Source organism: Roseateles sp. (assembly GCF_046300915.1).
Taxonomy (GTDB): Bacteria; Pseudomonadota; Gammaproteobacteria; order Burkholderiales; family Burkholderiaceae_C; genus Kinneretia.
In genome coordinates, this window is record NZ_JBKCLH010000082.1 from 1 (window position 1) to 17,111 (window position 17,111).

Sequence of the window (17,111 nt, forward strand, 5' to 3'; positions counted from 1 at the left end):
CGAGTCGGCCGGCGGCGAGCCCATGCCCGCCGGCCTGGAGGCCCTGCCCTGGGCGCCGCGCCGCCGGCCGACTCGGCCGGATCCAGGGCCCAGAGCGCGGGCGGCTCGGGCAGGGCCACGCCCTCGCGGGCCAGGGCGTACCAGAGCCGCTCCAGGAACTGTGAGCCCAGGGCCTGGCGGTTCAGGAAGTCTTCGGTGAAGAAGCGGGCGGTGTAGCGCAGGCTGGCGCTGCGGGCATCGTTGTCGCTGAGCAGCACGCTGGGCGCAGGCGCGTGGCAGACACCGGGCAGGCCGCTGTGCAGCACGCGCAGGGCGCAGCGGATGATCTGGCCCGGCGGATGGCGGCTGGAGACGCTGAAGCCCAGCTCATGCCGGTAGGGCTGCTCGCGCGGCAGCACCTCCAGGGCGCGGCTCGTGAACTCGGCATTGGGCAACACCACGGTGGAGCCGCGCGGCGTGCGCACATAGACCGAGCGCCAGTTCAGCGAGACCACCTCGCCTTCGAGCTGATCGCGGCGCACATAGTCGCCCACGCGCAGCGGGCGCTCGATCTCCAGCGAGACGCCGGCAAAGAGATGCCCCAGCGTGGGCTGCAGGGCCAGGCCGATGATGACCGAGAGCATGGCCGAGGTGGCCAGCACGCTGCTGATGTCCAGCCCCAGACCCAGGCGCAGATAGAGGATGCTGGCCAGCAGATAGAGCAGGCCGCGCAGCAGGGCGCGCAGCAGGTCGGAGCTGGCGTGGTGGCCGGCCGGGCGCAGGGCATGGCTGAGCAGCTTCTGCAGCAGCTGCACCAGGGCCAGCACGCTCAGGCCCGTGGCCAGCTGGCGCAGGGCGTCGGGGGGCAGCCAGGCGGGGCCGCCGGCCTCGCTGCCCAGGCTCACCTGCAGCAGCCAGCTCAGGGCTGCCAGGGCCACGATGATCAGGGTCCACATGCTCAGCGTGCCTCGCCGTCATCGCTGGTGCGGCGCGTCGCCGGCGGGGCCTGGCCTTCGAAGAGGCGCAGGGCGCGGTCCAGGCTGTGCTTGAGGCGTTGGATGGCGGCCTGCAGCTCGCCGAACTGCCCGCCCACGCCGGTCAGCTGGCCGCCCTGGCTTTCGCTGTGCAGGCTTTCCAGATGGGCGGCGCGGGTCAGGGCCTCCAGCGGATGCGTCACATGGCGGCGCAGCAGCAGCAGAAAGACCGCGGCCGAGAGCACGAAGACGCAGGCCAGCGAGCCCACGGTGACCAGCACGCTGCTCCAGGCCTTCTGGCGCGCCGGGCCGGTGGGCACCTCCACCAGCTGCAGGGCCACGGTCTCGCCCAGGCGCCAGCCGAAACCGTGGGCGCTGCCGTACTTGGCCAGCATGGCCGCGGGTGCGGCGGCCGGCGTGCTGTGGCATTGCAGGCAGGCCTCGGACTTGATACGGATGGGCCGGGCCACATAGAAGCGGCGCTGCTCGCCCTCGCCGTGCTCGCCCACCAGTTCCAGGCGCTCGGGGTCGGCGCGGAACTGGCGCAGCAGGCCCACCTCCCAGTCGCTGGCGCGGTCGTTCAGATTGGTGGGGTCCAGCGCGCTCTCGCGGTAGCGGTACTCGGGGAAGCGCGCGTTCAGGCGCTTGAGCGTGGTCTGGGCCACGAAGGAGGGCACCTGGGCCGCGTGGAAATCGGTCTGGCTCAGGCTGCGCAGCACCGGCGTCAGCTCTTCCGAGGTGAAGGCCCGCAGGGCCATCGCGGTTTCCAGCAGCAGGTCGGCCTTCTGCTTGATGTCCTCATGCGCCTGGCGGATCTCCAGGCGGTAGGAGATATAGCCGGCCACGGTCACGCCGAAGCAAAAGCAAAAGGCAATGATCCACGCGAAGCGTGTCTCGATACGCATTGTGTTGTCCCTCCCAGGCAGGCTGGCCGGGCCGTGGCTTGGATGGGTGCCGGCCGCCGAGCGGCGCCCAGCCTAGGGAGCAACGATGACGGCCGGATGACGCCGCGGTGGCGGGCGTGGCCCGCCGGCGTTCAGGAGGCGGGCGGGGACTCAGCCCAGCAGCGTGCCCAGACCCCAGAGCAGGGCGGGGTAGGCCAGGCCCCAGACCGCGGCCACCAGCAGCAGGGCCTTGAAGGCGGTGGCGGCGCGCTGCAGGCGCGGGGACTGGGTGGTGAGCGGGGCGGCAGAGAGCGTCTTGATCATGGTGGGGCTCCAGGGGCGACCTCCTGGCCGCCTCGCGCTCAACGTGCAAGAGCCGTGCCCGGTGTACCTTCTGCCGCAAACAAGGATTGAATTCCCGCACGAGGTCCAGGGAACCGGCTTTGCCGGTCCCTCGGACCCGCCCCCTCGAGGGGGCGGCCGCAGGCCGTAGGGGGGGAGCTCAACCTACATGCGGTCCACCCGCAGCGCCAGCACCACCGAGCTGGTGGTCTTGATCACGCCCTCGATCTCGCCGATCTCGTCCAGCAGCGCGTCCAGGCGCATGGTGGACTCGGCGCGCAGCACGGCCATGTAGTCGAACTCGCCGCTCACCGAAGCCAGCTGGCGCAGCTCCGGAAAACTCGTCAGCTTCTTGACCACCTCGCGGCCCGCGCGCGGCTGCACCGTGACGCCCACAAAGGCCTGAACGCCGCGGTCCTGCGCCTCGCTGCCCAGCTTGGCGGTGTAGCCCACGATCACGCCGGCCGACTCCAGCCGGGCCAGGCGGGCCACCACCGTGGTGCGCGCAATGCCCAGCTTGCGTGCCAGCTCGGCCGTGCTGGCGCGGGCATTGGCCTGCAGCAGGGTGATGAGCTGGCGATCGGTCTGGTCCTTGGCGGCTTCGGTCATGGATAACCCTTGTTTTTGACGATGTGCAGCACAAGTTTGTCATAACGTCAGATCAATCTCTTGTTTCGACGAAACATCGCTTTCTTTCGTCCGTGCTCCTTCCTAGACTGCGCCGCATTCCGCACCGCATTTCTTTGGATACTAGGAGACACACCATGAAGATCGCCCTGCTCGGCGCCGGCCACATCGGCCAGACCATCGCTCGCCTGCTGCACGCCACCGGCGACTACCAGGTCACCGTGATCGACAAGAACGCCAAGTACCTGGCCGTGCTGGCGGCCGAGGGCATTGCCACCGCCGAGGTGGACACCGCCCACCACGGCGCCCTGGCCGCCCAGCTGCGCGGCAAGGACGCGGTGGTCAATGCGCTGCCCTACCACCTGGCCATCACCGCCGCCACCCTGGCGCGCGAATGCGGCTGCCACTACTTCGACCTGACCGAGGACGTGGCCGCCACCAAGGCCATCAAGGAACTGGCCCAGGGCAGCAAGACCGCCTTCATGCCGCAGTGCGGCCTGGCGCCGGGCTTCATCGGCATCGTGGCCCACCATCTGGCCAAGCAGTTCGACGAGGTGCGCGATGTGCAGATGCGCGTGGGTGCGCTGCCGGCCTTCCCCACGAACAAGCTCAAGTACAACCTGACCTGGTCGGTGGATGGTCTGATCAACGAGTACTGCCACCCCTGCGAGGCCATCCATGGCGGCGAGTTCATCTCGGCCCTGCCGCTGGAAGGCCTGGAGCATTTCTCGCTGGACGGCGTGGAGTACGAGGCCTTCAACACCTCGGGCGGCCTGGGCACCCTGTGCGAGACCTGGTCCGGCAAAGTCAAGAACCTGGACTACAAGACCGTGCGCTACCCCGGCCACCGCGATCTGATGAAGTTCCTGCTGGAGGACCTGGGCCTGGCCGCCGACCAGGAGAAGCTCAAGGACATCATGCGCAAGAGCATGCCCGCCACCATGCAGGACGTGGTGCTGGTCTTCGTCACCGTCTCGGGCATGAAGAACGGCACCCTGTTGCAGGAGGTGTTCGCCCGCAAGATCTTCGCCGAGCGCGATGCCGCCGCGCCGCTCTCCGCCATCCAGATTACGACCGCCGCCGGCATCTGCGCCGCCGTGGACCTGTTCCGCGAGGGCAAGCTGCCCCAGCAGGGCTTCATCCGTCAGGAAGAGGTGCAGCTGCCCGAGTTCCTGGCCAACCGCTTCGGCAAGGCCTATCAGCAGTCGCGCCAGGTCGAGAGCATCGGCTGAAGGAAAATCAATCCATGAGCAAGCAAACCCAAGACCTCTTGAGCGCCCTGGGCGTTCCGAGCAGCGCCTACACCGGTGGCAGCCTGATCGTGCGCAGCCCCATCGACGGCGCGCAGATCGGTGCCGTGCCCGAGGCTAGCGCTGCCGACATGACCGCGGCCATCGCCCGCGCCCAGGCTGCCTTCCTGCAATGGCGCACCGTGCCCGCGCCCAAGCGCGGCGAGCTGGTGCGCCTGTTTGGCGAGGAGCTGCGCGCCCACAAGATGGACCTGGCCCGACTGGTCTCGCTGGAGGCCGGCAAGGTCACGAGCGAGGGCGAGGGCGAGGTGCAGGAGATGATCGACATCTGCGACTTCGCCGTCGGCCTCTCGCGCCAGCTGCATGGCCTGACCATCGCCAGCGAGCGCCCCGGCCACCGCATGATGGAGCAGTACCTGCCCCTGGGCGTGGTCGGCATCATCTCGGCCTTCAACTTCCCGGTGGCGGTCTGGGCCTGGAACTCGGCCCTGGCCCTGGTCTGCGGCGATCCCTGCGTCTGGAAGCCCAGCGAGAAGACTCCGCTCACCGCCCTGGCCACCCAGGCCCTGTTCGACAAGGCCCTGGCCCGCTACCAGGCGGCCGGCCATGCCGCGCCTGACCACCTGTCCCAGCTGCTGATCGGCGGCGCCGCCGTGGGCGAGGCCCTGGTGGACGATGCCCGCGTGGCCCTGGTCTCGGCCACCGGCTCCACCCGCATGGGTCGCGCCGTGGGCCCGCGCGTGGCGGCGCGCTTCGGCCGCTGCCTGCTGGAGCTGGGCGGCAACAACGCCATCATCGTCACGCCCAGCGCCGACCTGGACCTGGCCGTGCGCGGCATCCTTTTCGGCGCCTACGGCACGGCCGGCCAGCGCTGCACCACCACGCGCCGCCTGATCGCGCACGAGAGCATCCATGACGAGCTGGTGGCCCGCCTGGACCGCGCACGTGCCCAGCTCAAGATCGGCTCGCCCCTCGAGGCTGGCAATCTGATCGGCCCGCTGATCGACCAGGGCGCCTTCGATGCCATGCAAAAGGCCCTGGCCGCCGCGCGCGAGCAGGGCGGCGAGGTGAGCGGCGGCGGCCGTGCCCTGACCGAGCAATACCCCGAGGCCTGGTACGCCGTGCCGGCCCTGGTGCGCATGCCGGCCCAGACCGAGATCGTCAAGCACGAGACCTTTGCGCCCATCCTGTACACGCTGAAGTACAAGAGCCTGGACGAAGCCATCGCGCTGCAGAACGAGGTGCCGCAAGGCCTGTCCTCGGCCATCTTCACCAATGACATCCGCGAGGCCGAACTCTTTGTCTCGGCCAGCGGCTCGGACTGCGGCATCGCCAATGTGAACATCGGCACCTCGGGCGCCGAGATCGGTGGCGCCTTCGGCGGCGAGAAGGAAACCGGCGGTGGCCGCGAGTCCGGCTCCGATGCCTGGAAGGCCTATATGCGCCGTACCACCAACACGGTGAACTACTCGCGCGAGCTGCCGCTCGCACAGGGCGTCAAGTTCGACGTCTGATTGCTTCTATCCTTGACACGCCCCGCCCCTGCGGGGCGTTCTTCCATCTGGAGTTCCTGAGATGACGACGAATCCCCTGGATACGGGCCTCTTCCGTCTCCTGTCTTCCCTGCTCGGCGAGGCCGAGGCCCAGACCGCCTTCGCGCAGCTGCAGCTGCTGCCGGCCCTGCTGCAGCCGGTGGGCGAGCGCGTGACGCGCGCCGAGCTGGCCCAGGCCCTGAACATGGCCCTGTTCGTGGACGTGACCCGCCGCGTGCCGGCCGGCGCGGCCTATGTGGCCGACTGCCAGCGTGCCGGCCAGCGCCTGGTCTTCGACCATGGCGCCCTGCGCACCGTGGCCTGGCCCAGCGGCGCCCTGCCACCCGGCGAGGCCGCCATCACCCGCGTGCTGCGCCCCCTGGGCTTTGCCCATGCCGAGACCTATCCGCTGACCCGGCTCAAGATGACGGGCCGCAGCTGGCGCCACCAGGACTTCCCGGAGGACATCGCCCAGTTCTTCGTCTCCGAGCTGCACCCCGAGCAGTTCAGCGGCGAGTTCCAGGCCGCGGTCAGCCGTGTGATCGGCGCCTCGCGCGACCCGCTGGCGCCCGAGGATCTGGCCGCGCTGGAGCGCCTGGCGCGCGACCAGCAGCTGCCCTGGGGCGAGGCCCTGCGCCTGCTGCCGCGCCTGCGCGCCTGCTTCGAGCGCCAGCACGGTGTCTTCGAGCTGGCCGACTACGAGCGCCTGCTGGCCGAGTCCGCCGAGATGGCCTGGATCGCCACCGAGGGCAATGCCTTCAACCACGCCACCGACCGCGTCGCCAATATCGAGGCCGTGGCCGATCTGCAGCGCGCCCTGGACCGTCCGATCAAGGACACGATCGAGACCTCCAAGAGCGGCCGCGTGCGCCAGACCGCCTTTCGCGCGGCGACGGTGCAGCGCCAGTTCCTGCACGAGGGCCAGCTGGTCAGCCGCAGCGTGCCGGGCAGCTTCCACGAGTTCATCCAGCGCGAGCGCGACGAGCAGGGGCTGGATCTGCGCTTCGACGCGGGCAATGCCACCGGCATCTTCAAGATGACGGCCGGCGCCACCCCGGCCGAGGCCTGCTGAGATGAGTCTGGCCTTTCTCGACGCTGCCCGCGCCATCGTCGGGCCCGAGTTCGCGCTGGCGGGCGCGGACATCGAGCCGCGCTATCTGGAGCCGGCCCGCTATGCGCCGGGCCAGGCCGCGGCCCTGCTGCGTCCGGCCACCGCGGCCCAGGTGGCCGAGCTGGTGGCCCTGGCCGCCGCGCACGACCTGACCCTGGTGCCCCAGGGCGCACACACCGGCCTGGTGCGCGCCGCCACGCCCACCGATGCCCGTCGCCATGTGCTGCTGGCCACCGACCGGCTGCGCGAGCACTTCGACTTCGACCCGCTGGACCGCACGCTGCGCGTCTCCGCCGGCTACAAGCTCAGCGAGATCAATGAGCGCCTGGAGGCCCAGGGCCTGTTCTTCCCTATCGACCTGAGCGCCGACCCCAGCGTGGGCGGCATGCTGGCCCACAACACCGGCGGCACCCGCATGCTGCGCTATGGCGATGTGCGGGCCAACACCCTGGGCCTCACCGTGGTCCTGTCCCAGGGTCAGGTCTTGCAGGCCGGCCGCGGCCTGCAGAAGGACAACACCGGCCTGGCCCTGCAGCAGCTCTTTGTGGGCAGCTCGGGGTCGCTGGGTCTGATCACCGAGGCCACGCTCAAGCTGCACCCGCTGCCGCGCCAGCGCGCCGCGGCCCTGGTGGCGCCCGCCGATGTGGACGCCGTGCTGCCGCTCTCCCAGGCCCTGAGGGCCAGCGAGCTGGCCGGCCTGGTCAGCGCCTTCGAGGGCATCTCCAGGCCCGCGCTGCAGGCGGCGCTGGAGCATCTGGGCCGACATGGGAAGGAAAGCGGCAAGCTCTTCGACGGCCAACTGCCCGAGTACGCCCTGCTGATCGAGCTGGCCAGCGAGCTGCCGGCCGCGCGCCTGGATCTCAACGCCCTGCTGCAGGAGGTGCTGGAGCGCGAGTTCGAGAGCGGCCGCGTGGTCGATGCCGTCATCGGCGCCGACGCGGAGATCTGGGCCCTGCGCCACAGCATCAGCGAGGGCCTGCGCGACTGGGGCAAGGTGATCGGCTTCGACATCTCCCTGCCGCGCCGCCACTTCATGCACTTTCGCGCCGAGGGCGCGGCCTGGCTGGCTGAGCATTTCCCGCCGGCCCGCCTGGCGGACTTCGGCCATCTGGGCGATGGCGGCCTGCACTTCAATCTGGCCTGGCCGCATGAGGCGCCGCCGCTCGATACCGAGGCCATGGCGCGCCTGCGCGCGGGCATCAACAATATCGTGCTGCGCCTGGGCGGCAGCTTCAGCGCCGAGCATGGCGTGGGCCCGCAGATCCAGCAGGCCTACTGGCAGCTGAGCGATCCGGTGGGCCTGCGCTTGGCGGGCGAGATCCAGGTCTTGCTCAACCCCAAACAGACCCTGGGCCTGACGCGATTTGGGCCCGCCGACGAAAACTCTTGCGCGTCCTAAAAAAAGCGTGCTATAGTTCGGCCTCTTCGCTGATGACGCAAGACGGAAGCGAAGAAAACCCTGAAAGCCCAGGTGGCGGAATTGGTAGACGCACTAGTTTCAGGTACTAGCGGGTAACTCCGTGGAGGTTCGAGTCCTCTCCTGGGCACCAAATACGAAGGCCAGCACGCAAGTGCTGGCCTTTTCGTTTTGGTTGTTCCGTCCCGTCGCGCTGCAAGCGTCGAGCACGTGGTCATCGCCGCACCGCGAGCATCGTTTTACCGAAACTCTGACCGTCGCTTACGGCAACGATCATCGTTTTACAGAAACTCTGATCGCCGCGTACGGCAACGATCATCGTTTTCCCTCGTGGCCATCGGGTGTGGCGTTGATTCTGGGTGAGAATGGCGCCGCCCGAGATGGTCGGGCGACATCACTTTGAACTGAGACTCAGGAATGAACAAGACCGAACTGATCGAGCACCTGGCTGGCAAGCATGAGCTGACGAAGGCCGAGGCCGGCCGCATCATCGAAACCCTGCTGGACGCCGTGGTCACCACCGTCAAGAAGGGTGGCACGGTTTCCATCCCCGGCTTTGGCTCCTTCAAGCAGCACGCCCGCGCTGCACGCACCGGCGTGAACCCCAGCACCGGCGAGAAGATCAAGATCGCCGCCGCCAAGCTGCCGAAGTTCACTCCGGGTGCTGGCTTCAAGGCCGCTGTGGATCCCAAGGCTGCTGCCCGCAAGGCCGAGAAGGCCGGCAAGGCCGCTCCCAAGGCTGCTGCCAAGCCGCCCGCAAAGAAGGCCAAGGCCAAGAAGTAAATTCTTGCCTCAGCAAGCCGCCTAGGTTTGCGCCCTACCAGGCCGGCACCTTGTACGAGGTGGCCGGCCTTTTTCGTCTGTGCGGGCTGTCCCCGTGCGTCCCGTTCCGGCAAATCCCAAACGGGCGCACAAAGCAAGAGTGCTGCTCCTACCCGCAGTCGCGGGTGGTCTGTCGCAAGCGCCCTGGATAAGCTGGCGGCTCATCCAACCCAAGCCTTCAGACATCCATGCACAAGAAGCAAGCCCTCCTCGCGCTGTCCCTTCTCGCCCTGGCCGGATCGGCTGCGGCCCAGAGCACGCCCGAGAGCCTGCGCGCCGAATGCGCCGCCAAGCACCAGCCCGCGCTCAGTGCCAAGCCTGCTGCCAACGAGCATCGCTTCGTCTACTACAAGGGGCAGTACCGCGGTGAGCAACAGGCGGGCAAGCCCCTGGCCTGTGCCGAGGCCCAGTACGCCGCCTTTCTGGACACCCTGGATCCGGTGCGCGTGATGTCCGCCTATCCCACTGCCGCGGGCCGTCCCTCCACCAAGCCCTGACGCATGCCGCTGCGTTTGAGTGCCTGCTGGCGCTGCGCGCCTGCACGATGACGGCCGGTCCATAGCGCGCACGGTGGGCCAACGCGGGCTGCGATACTTCTTGCCATCAACAAGAAGTAGTAGCAGGAGTTCTGCGGTGGAGACTTTGCATATCGCGGTGGATCAGCGCGGCGTGGCGCGCCTGACCATGACCCGTCCGGAGGTGTTCAACGCCTTCAACGAGACCATGATCGACGAGATGGCCCAGGCCCTGGGCCGTCTGACCGCTGATCCGCATGTACGCATCATCGTGCTCGCAGGCGCCGGCAAGGCCTTCAGTGCCGGCGCCGATCTGCAGTGGATGAAGCGTGCGGCCGAGGCCACGCAAGAGGCCAATCTGGAGGATGCACGGCGCTTTGCCGGCATGCTGCAGGCCCTGGCAGACTGCCCCACGCCCACTTTGGCGCGGGTGCATGGTCTGGCCCTGGGTGGCGGGGTGGGACTGGCCGCTGCCTGTGACATTGCCCTGGCCACGCCGGACGCCAAGTTCGCCGTCAGCGAGGCGCGCTTCGGCATCCTGCCCGCCGTGATCGGCCCCTATGTGATCAATGCCGTGGGCCCACGCCAGGCGCGCCGCCTGGCCCTCACCGCCAGCCGCATTCCGGCCTCCGAAGCCCTGGCCCTGGGCCTGGTGCAGGAGGTGGCCGAGGACATCGACACCGCACTGGAGCGCTGGATTGCCGAGCTGCTGCTCAATGGCCCCGGTGCCCTGGGCGAGATCAAGGCCCTGTTCGCCCAGCTGGAGGTCGGCCCGATCACGCCCGCGGTGCGCGAGCTGACGGCCCAGACCATCGCCCGCGTGCGCATGGGCCAGGAGGCCCGCGAGGGCTTTGCTGCCTTTCTGGCCAAGCGGCCCGCCGCCTGGGTGCCCCACCAGGATTGAGGACGGACACACTGATGAGCGATTGGATTGTTGCCAAGCGCCCCGCGGCCGAGGCCGCCGTGGGCGTGATCGGAGCCGGCGTCATGGGGGCCGGCATTGCCCAGGTGGCGGCCCAGGCCGGCCACCCGGTGCTGCTGCTGGATGTGCGCGAGGGCGCGGCTACTGCTGCCATTGCGCAGATCGCCAAGGGCCTGGACGGCCTGGTGGCCAAGGGCCGCATGGCGGCCGAGGAACGCGAAGCCGTGCTGGGCCGCATCCGCCCCGCCAGCGCCACCGCCGAGCTGCGCGAGACCGCCCTGGTGGTGGAGGTGATCGTCGAGAAGCTGGAGCCCAAGCAGGCCCTGCTGCGCGAGCTCGATGCCCTGCTGCCACCGGGCGCCATCATTGCCTCCAACACCTCCTCCATCAGCATCACGGCCCTGGCCAACGGCATGGCCGATCCCGGCCGTCTGGTGGGCATGCACTTCTTCAACCCCGTGCCGCTGATGAAGCTGGTGGAGGTGGTCTCGGGCGCCGAGACCGCGCCCTCGGTGGCCCAGACCATCTTCGAGCTGGCGCGCCGCTGGGGCAAGACGCCCGTGCATGCCAAGAGCACGCCCGGCTTCATCGTCAACCGCATCGCCCGGCCCTATTACGCCGAGACCCTGGCCCTGCTGCTGGAGCAGGCCGGCACGCCGGCTCAGCTGGATCGTGCCCTGCGTGGCGCGGGCTTCCGCATGGGGCCTTGTGAGCTGATGGACCTGATCGGGCACGACACCAACTTCCTGGTCACGCAGTCGGTGTTCGAGGCCAACTTTGGCGACAAGCGCTATATGCCCTCCCTGGTGCAGCGCGCCCTGGTGGACGGCGGGCGTCTGGGCCGCAAGGTGGGCAAGGGCTTCTACGAGGGCCAGCCCGCTGCCGCCGCGCCGGTGGCCGCGCCCACAGGCCCCGCGCCCCAGCCCACGCTCTGCGGCCGCGGCGGTCTGGTGGAGGTGCTGGCCGGCTGGCTCACGCACAAGGGCATGGCCTTCGCCCGCGGCGAGTCGGCCGACTGGTGCGGTCTGCAGCTCGGCGAGCTGCAGCTGCACTTCAGCAGCGGCCGCAGCGCGGCCCAGCTGGCGCATGAGCGCCCGCATCGGGCCCTGGCTGTGATCGACTGGGTGCTGGCCCCCGATCGCTGCGAGGCCCTGGCCCTGGCCTATGCGCCCCAGGTCAGCGCCGAACAGCGTACCGAGGCCGAGGACCTGCTGCGCCATCTGGGCTGGGAGCCCCTGGTGCTGCGCGATGTGCCGGGCCTGGCCGTGGCGCGCACCCTGGCCATGCTGGTCAACGAGGGCGCCGATGCCGTCTGGCAGGGCGTGTGCGACGAGGCCGGTGCCGACACCGCGATGAAGCTGGGTGTGAACTACCCGGCCGGCCCTTTCGAGTGGCTGGCGCAGCTGGGCGCGCCCGCCGTGGTGGAGCTGCTGGACGGCTTGTTCGCCGCCTACCGCAGCGAGCGTTACCGCGTCAGCCCCTTGCTGCAGCAGCGACGCTGGTCTTGACTTAGTGGGGGCGGGAAGGGCCCAGGCCGAAGAGCTCGGCCAGGGCCTGCCGGTAGTGCCCCTGTCCCACCGCATTGGTGTTGTGGTGGGAGCCGCCCTCCACCAGCACAAAGCGCTTGGGTTCGGGCGCGCGCTCAAACAGGGCACGGCCCAGCTCGGGCTTGATCACGCGGTCCTCGCTGCCATGCACGATGAGCACGGGCATCTGAACCCGCGCGATGCGCTCGGCCGACTCAAAGCGCTGCGTGATCAGCGGGGCAACGGGCAGCCAGCCCCAGCGGTAGCTGCCCACCACATCGGCGATGGAGGTGAAGCTGCCCTCCACGATCAGGCCCGCGGCCTGTTGCTGCACCTGCTGGGCCAGCTCGGTGGCGATGGCGCCGCCCAGGGAGTGGCCGAAGATGAAGCGCTGCCGGTTCGGGTGCTGGCGCGCCAGCCAGTCCCAGGCGGCGCGGGCGTCCTCATAGGCCATGGCCTCGGAGGGCAGCTCCTGCCCATAGCCGCTCTTGCCAAAACCGCGGTAGTCGATGCCCAGCACCGCAAAGCCCAGCTCCTGCATGCGGCGCATGCGGTTGGCGCTGCCGCGCACATCCCAGCGCGCGCCATGCAGATAGAGCAGCACGGGTGCGTCGGCGCGCTCGGCCGGCAGCCACAGACCATGCAGCCGCACCTCGCGCTCGCTCAGGGCCGAGCGGAACGTGATCCACACATCCTCCATGCCCTGGGCGGCCGCCAGGCCACCGCTCCAGGTCCGGTCGCTGGGCTGGAAGATCCACTCGCGCTGCTTTTCGTCCAGGGTGGCGCAGCCGCTCATGGTCAGCATCAGACCCAGGGCGATGCCCGCGAGCAGACGGCTGGGCCGGCGTGAGAGCAGAGGTTGAAGCGGGAGAAGCTTGGCCATGACGCGAGCGTAGATCATGCTGCGAATCCTGGCCCGCCTCGGGCTTTGCGGCATGCCGTGCCTAGAATCCCCGAGCAGCGGGCCCAGCTTGGTGCCAACCCGATGCCAACAAGGAGGATCGATACATGATGTCTGCCATTCGCGCCTGCGGGCGGGGTGTTGCCAAGGTTTGGGCCTGGGTGGATGCGCTGCGCCGCGGCCTGTTCAATCTGCTGATGCTGGGCCTGATCCTGGTGCTGATCGTAGCCCTGGTGCGGAGCGGGCCGGAGCCGCTGGCGGACAAGACGGCGCTGGTGCTGAATCTGCAGGGCGCGCTGGTGGAGCAAGCCTCGGGATCCCTGCGCTCGCATGCCTTGGCTCAGGCGCGAGGGGAATCCCCACAGGCGCAGACCCGGCTGCGCGATGTGTTGGCGGCGCTGGATGCTGCCGCCCGCGATCCCCAGATCAGCCATGTGCTGCTGCAACTGGACCAGTTCGGCGGCGCCGGCATGGCCGGGCTGCACGAGGTGGCGGCCGCCATCGAGCGCTTCAAGAAGGACTCGGGCGGCAAGAAGGTGCTGGCCTATGGCGACGAGTTCAATCAGCGTGCCTACTTTCTGGCCGCGCGTGCGGACGAGGTCTATCTGCACCCCATGGGCGGTGTGCTGATCGATGGCTTTGGCCGCTATCGCAACTACTACAAGGACGCGCTGGACCGCGTGGGTATCGACGCCAACGTGATCCGGGTCGGCAAGTTCAAGAACTTTGGCGAGCCCTTCTTTGCCAATGCCCCGTCGCCGGCGACGCTGGAGTCCGAGTCCTATCTCTACGGTGATCTGTGGACGCGCTACACCGCGTCCGTCGAGGCGGCGCGCAAGCTGGAGAAGGGTGCCATCGCACGAGCCATCGACGAGCTGCCGCAGCGCATGCAGGCCGTCAAGGGCGATACCGCCCAGCTGGCGCTGAAGGAAAAACTGGTCGATGCGCTGAAGACCCGCGACGAGATGCGCGCGCTGCTCATCGAGCGCGGCGCCAAGGACGAGAAGAGCAAGAGCTTCCGACAGATTGATCTGCTGGCCTATCTGGCCCATGTGAAGCCCAAGTGGGACGACAAGGCTGCGGCCATCGGCGTGGTGGTCGCGGAGGGCGAGATCGTCGATGGCCAGGCCGCTCCCGGCAAGGTGGGGGGCGATTCCACCGCCCAGCTGATCCGTCAGGCGCGCGAGGACGACAAGATCAAGGCCCTGGTCTTGCGCGTCAATTCGCCCGGCGGCAGTGCTTTTGCGTCCGAGATCGTGCGCCGGGAGCTGGAGATCACCCGTGCCGCCGGCAAGCCGGTGGTGGTGTCCATGGGCGATGTGGCGGCTTCGGGCGGCTACTGGATCTCGATGGCGGCGGATCAGGTGCTGGCCGATCCCTCGACCATCACCGGCTCGATCGGCGTGTTCGGCATGCTGCCGACGGCCGACAAGCTCATGGGCAAGCTCTCGGTGCATACCGGCGGCTACACCACCACCTGGCTGACCGGCGGCTTCGACCCCCGCCGTCCGCTGGATGAGCGCCTGCGCAGCACGGTGCAATCGGCCGTGCAGTACATCTACGACGACTTCACCGGCCGGGCCGCCAAGGCGCGCAAGAAAACGGTGGAGCAGATCGACGAGGTGGCGCAGGGCCGGGTCTGGACCGGCTCGCAGGCGCTGGATCGCGGTCTGGTGGACAAGCTGGGCAGCCTGGGCGATGCGCTGCAAGCCGCTGCCACGCTGGCCAAGATCGAGGGTGAACCGCGCATTGCCTATGTCGAGCGCGAGCCCGGCAAGCTGGACCGACTGCTGAAGTCCATGGACTCGGTGCTGGCACCCACGGTGGCCGATATGGTGCGTGCGGCGATGCCGCTGCAGTTGCCTGCCGCCGCGTTGCAGGCCCAGCATGAGCTAGCCTCGCTGGCCGAGCTGAGTGCGGGCCGCAAGCCCTATGCGGCCCTGGTGCATTGCCTGTGCACGGCGCCCTGAGTCACCGTCCTTGAGCACGGGGCCGATATACTCCGTGCCATAGCGCCGATTTGTTCCGGATTGCGGGCGCTCTACAAATGCCGCTAAAGAGGGACGCCCGATGCACCGGTGTCCGCTCCGTCAGCGACACCGGTGTTTTTGTTTTTGGGCCTTATGAAAATCAGAGGTGAATGCATGGGATCCGTAGGCCATGTCACGCCGCAACGCATGAAGTTCAGCCGTCCCCTGCCGCTGCGCAGCGGCGCGCAGCTGAGTGACTACGAGCTGGTCTATGAAACCTACGGCCAGCTCAATGCGGACAAGAGCAATGCCGTGCTTGTCTGCCATGCCTTGAATGCCAGCCACCATGTGGCCGGCAGCTATGCCGGCCAGGAGCGCAGCGAGGGCTGGTGGGACAACCTGATCGGGCCGGGCAAGCCTCTGGACACGGAGCGCTTCTTCGTCATCGGCATCAACAACCCGGGTTCCTGCTTCGGTTCCACCGGGCCCATGCACATCAATCCGGCCACGGGCCGCGTCTATGGCGCGGACTTCCCCGTGGTCACGGTGCATGACTGGGTGGATGCCCAGGCCCGCGTGCTGGACGAACTGGGCATCAAGCAACTGGCCGCCGTGCTGGGTGGCTCCCTGGGCGGCATGCAGGCCCTGGACTGGTCGCTGCGCTATCCGGATCGCATGCGGCACTGCATCGCCATCGCCACCGCGCCCAGCCTCTCGGCGCAGAACATCGCCTTCAACGAGGTGGCGCGCCGCGCCATCATCACCGACCCCGATTTCCATGGCGGCCACTTCTATGAGCATGGCGTGGTGCCCAAGCGCGGCCTGCGCGTGGCGCGCATGATCGGTCACATCACCTACCTCAGCGACGATGTGATGGAGCAGAAGTTCGGCCGCCAGATGCGTGCTGCCGAGCTGGGCTACAGCACGCAGGACATCGAGTTCCAGATCGAGAGCTATCTGCGCCACCAGGGCGACAAGTTCAGCGAGTACTTCGACGCCAACACCTATCTGCTGATCACGCGCGCCCTGGACTACTTCGACCCGGCCCGCGAGCATGGCGGCGATCTGAGCCGCACCTTTGCCGCCGCACATTGCAAGTTCCTGCTGGCCAGCTTCACGACGGACTGGCGCTTCTCGCCGGCGCGCTCGCGGGAAATCGTCAAGGCGCTGCTGGACAACAAGCGCGACGTCTCGTATGCCGAGATCGACGCGCCGCATGGCCACGACGCCTTCCTGCTCGAAGACCCGCGCTACCACGGTGTGCTGCGCGCCTACTTCGAGCGCATTGCCAAGGAGTTCGCAGCATGAGCGACCGTAGCGTGATGGAAGCGATCGCCGCCCTGGTGCCGGCCGGCTCGCGCGTGCTGGACCTGGGCTGCGGCACTGGCGAGCTGCTGCACCATCTGCAGAGCAGCAAGGGCTGCACCGGCTACGGCGTGGAACTGGATGACGCCAATGTGCTGGCCTGCGCCAAGCGCGGCGTCAATGTGATCCAGCTGAACCTGGAAGAGGGCCTGGCCATCTTCGAGGACCAGAGCTTCGACGTGGTGCTGCAGCTGGAGACCCTGCAGCATCTGCGCAATACCGAGGCCATGCTCAGGGAAACCGCACGCGTGGGCCGCATGGGCATCGTCAGCTTTCCCAATTTCGCGCACTGGCCCAACCGCCTGCAGGTGCTGCTGGGCCGCATGCCGGTCACCAAGGTGCTGCCCTACGAGTGGTACGACACGCCCAATATCCGCGTCGGCACCTATGCCGACTTCGAGGTGCTGGCGCGCAAGAACCGCCTGCGCGTGCTGGACAGCTTTGGCATCCAGCAGGGTCAGGTCGTGCGGACCATGCCCAATCTGCTGGCCAGCATGGCGGTGTTCAAGTTCGACCGCGGCTGAGCGGCTGCTGACAGATTCCGGACCCTGCCCCGGGCATCATGGCCGCCTCATCAACGCATCGGAGGTGCGAATCATGATTGGCTACACCACCCTGGGCACGCGCGACCTGCCGCGTGCCGCGGCGTTCTACGACGCGCTGTTCGAGACCCTGGGCATCAAGCGCACCATGGACTTCGAGCGCGGCATCGCCTGGGGCCGCGATATGAGCTCCCCCGGCTTTGCCGTGATGCTGCCCTTTGACGGCCAGCCCGCCACGGTGGGTAACGGCGTGATGATCGCCCTGGCCGCCGACAGCCCCGCCACCGTGCAGGCCCTGCATGCCAAGGCCCTGGCCCTGGGTGGCCAGGACGAGGGCGCCCCGGGGCCGCGCGGCGGCGGCTTTTACGCCGCCTATTTCCGCGATCTGGATGGCAACAAGCTCAATGCTTTTTGCATGAGCGCCGAGTAATC

Annotated in this window: 18 protein-coding genes and 1 tRNA gene; 14 read left to right on the forward strand and 5 right to left on the reverse strand. The window is 68.5% G+C overall.

Going from position 1 to position 17,111, the window contains the following annotated elements:
* From ACK5F2_RS06140 to ACK5F2_RS06155, 4 genes are all read right to left on the reverse strand, one after another.
* On the reverse strand, nt 1-935 hold a 935-nt coding region (locus ACK5F2_RS06140), incomplete at its 3' end, for a mechanosensitive ion channel family protein (protein WP_409863518.1).
* Between the two features lie 2 nt (nt 936-937).
* Nucleotides 938-1,858, reverse strand: coding sequence for a DUF3365 domain-containing protein (locus ACK5F2_RS06145; protein ID WP_409863520.1), 921 nt, complete (start codon nt 1,856-1,858; stop codon nt 938-940).
* Between the two features lie 150 nt (nt 1,859-2,008).
* Nucleotides 2,009-2,161, reverse strand: a complete 153-nt coding sequence (locus tag ACK5F2_RS06150) for a hypothetical protein (RefSeq protein ID WP_409863521.1) — start codon at nt 2,159-2,161, stop codon at nt 2,009-2,011.
* A gap of 183 nt (nt 2,162-2,344) precedes the next feature.
* Nucleotides 2,345-2,788, reverse strand: coding sequence for an Lrp/AsnC family transcriptional regulator (locus ACK5F2_RS06155; RefSeq protein WP_409863523.1), 444 nt, complete (start codon nt 2,786-2,788; stop codon nt 2,345-2,347).
* 155 nt (nt 2,789-2,943) lie between these two features.
* On the opposite strand from ACK5F2_RS06155, the gene ACK5F2_RS06160 reads away from it, so the two are divergent.
* The 10 genes from ACK5F2_RS06160 to ACK5F2_RS06205 all read left to right on the forward strand — a co-directional run bounded on the left by ACK5F2_RS06160 (nt 2,944) and on the right by ACK5F2_RS06205 (nt 11,883).
* Nucleotides 2,944-4,038 (forward strand): saccharopine dehydrogenase C-terminal domain-containing protein, encoded by a 1,095-nt coding sequence (locus ACK5F2_RS06160; RefSeq protein WP_409863525.1) that lies wholly within the window; start codon nt 2,944-2,946, stop codon nt 4,036-4,038.
* Between the two features lie 14 nt (nt 4,039-4,052).
* Nucleotides 4,053-5,570 (forward strand): aldehyde dehydrogenase family protein, encoded by a 1,518-nt coding sequence (locus ACK5F2_RS06165; RefSeq protein WP_409863527.1) that lies wholly within the window; start codon nt 4,053-4,055, stop codon nt 5,568-5,570.
* 61 nt (nt 5,571-5,631) lie between these two features.
* Entirely contained in the window at nt 5,632-6,660 is a 1,029-nt protein-coding gene (locus tag ACK5F2_RS06170) for a DUF1338 domain-containing protein (protein ID WP_409863529.1), read from the forward strand.
* Nucleotide 6,661: 1 nt separating this feature from the next.
* Complete coding sequence (locus ACK5F2_RS06175) at nt 6,662-8,098, forward strand: FAD-binding oxidoreductase (RefSeq protein ID WP_409863531.1); 1,437 nt, start codon at nt 6,662-6,664, stop codon at nt 8,096-8,098.
* A 66-nt stretch (nt 8,099-8,164) separates the two neighbouring features.
* Nucleotides 8,165-8,249 (forward strand) — tRNA-Leu (locus tag ACK5F2_RS06180).
* Nucleotides 8,220-8,519: a hypothetical protein gene (locus ACK5F2_RS06185; protein WP_409863532.1), complete on the forward strand. Its 300-nt coding sequence runs from the start codon at nt 8,220-8,222 to the stop codon at nt 8,517-8,519. Before ACK5F2_RS06180 ends, ACK5F2_RS06185 begins: the two co-directional genes overlap by 30 nt.
* A gap of 14 nt (nt 8,520-8,533) precedes the next feature.
* A complete protein-coding gene (locus ACK5F2_RS06190) occupies nt 8,534-8,899 on the forward strand; it encodes an HU family DNA-binding protein (RefSeq protein WP_133602312.1) in 366 nt (121 codons plus the stop codon).
* Nucleotides 8,900-9,126: 227 nt separating this feature from the next.
* Nucleotides 9,127-9,435 carry a hypothetical protein gene (locus ACK5F2_RS06195; RefSeq protein WP_409863534.1) on the forward strand — a complete coding sequence of 103 codons (309 nt, stop codon included), beginning with the start codon at nt 9,127-9,129 and terminating at the stop codon, nt 9,433-9,435.
* Between the two features lie 136 nt (nt 9,436-9,571).
* On the forward strand, nt 9,572-10,357 hold the full coding sequence (locus tag ACK5F2_RS06200) for an enoyl-CoA hydratase-related protein (protein WP_409863536.1): 786 nt from the start codon (nt 9,572-9,574) through the stop codon (nt 10,355-10,357).
* A gap of 14 nt (nt 10,358-10,371) precedes the next feature.
* Nucleotides 10,372-11,883 (forward strand): 3-hydroxyacyl-CoA dehydrogenase, encoded by a 1,512-nt coding sequence (locus ACK5F2_RS06205; protein WP_409863537.1) that lies wholly within the window; start codon nt 10,372-10,374, stop codon nt 11,881-11,883.
* Between the two features lies 1 nt (nt 11,884).
* Here ACK5F2_RS06205 and ACK5F2_RS06210 read toward each other — a convergent pair whose 3' ends face one another.
* Nucleotides 11,885-12,784: an alpha/beta hydrolase gene (locus tag ACK5F2_RS06210; RefSeq protein ID WP_409863538.1), complete on the reverse strand. Its 900-nt coding sequence runs from the start codon at nt 12,782-12,784 to the stop codon at nt 11,885-11,887.
* Between the two features lie 125 nt (nt 12,785-12,909).
* On the opposite strand from ACK5F2_RS06210, the gene sppA reads away from it, so the two are divergent.
* The 4 genes from sppA to ACK5F2_RS06230 all read left to right on the forward strand — a co-directional run bounded on the left by sppA (nt 12,910) and on the right by ACK5F2_RS06230 (nt 17,109).
* On the forward strand, nt 12,910-14,772 hold the full coding sequence (gene sppA, locus ACK5F2_RS06215; protein ID WP_409863539.1) for a signal peptide peptidase SppA: 1,863 nt from the start codon (nt 12,910-12,912) through the stop codon (nt 14,770-14,772).
* A gap of 174 nt (nt 14,773-14,946) precedes the next feature.
* Entirely contained in the window at nt 14,947-16,080 is a 1,134-nt protein-coding gene (locus ACK5F2_RS06220) for a homoserine O-acetyltransferase (protein WP_409863541.1), read from the forward strand.
* The gene (metW, locus tag ACK5F2_RS06225) at nt 16,077-16,661 is read left to right on the forward strand and encodes a methionine biosynthesis protein MetW (RefSeq protein ID WP_409863543.1); all 585 of its coding nucleotides are present in this window, start codon (nt 16,077-16,079) and stop codon (nt 16,659-16,661) included. The genes ACK5F2_RS06220 and metW overlap by 4 nt, the downstream gene beginning before the upstream one ends.
* Nucleotides 16,662-16,734: 73 nt before the next feature.
* The gene (locus ACK5F2_RS06230; protein ID WP_409863545.1) at nt 16,735-17,109 is read left to right on the forward strand and encodes a VOC family protein; all 375 of its coding nucleotides are present in this window, start codon (nt 16,735-16,737) and stop codon (nt 17,107-17,109) included.
* The last annotated feature ends 2 nt before the right edge of the window (nt 17,110-17,111 follow it).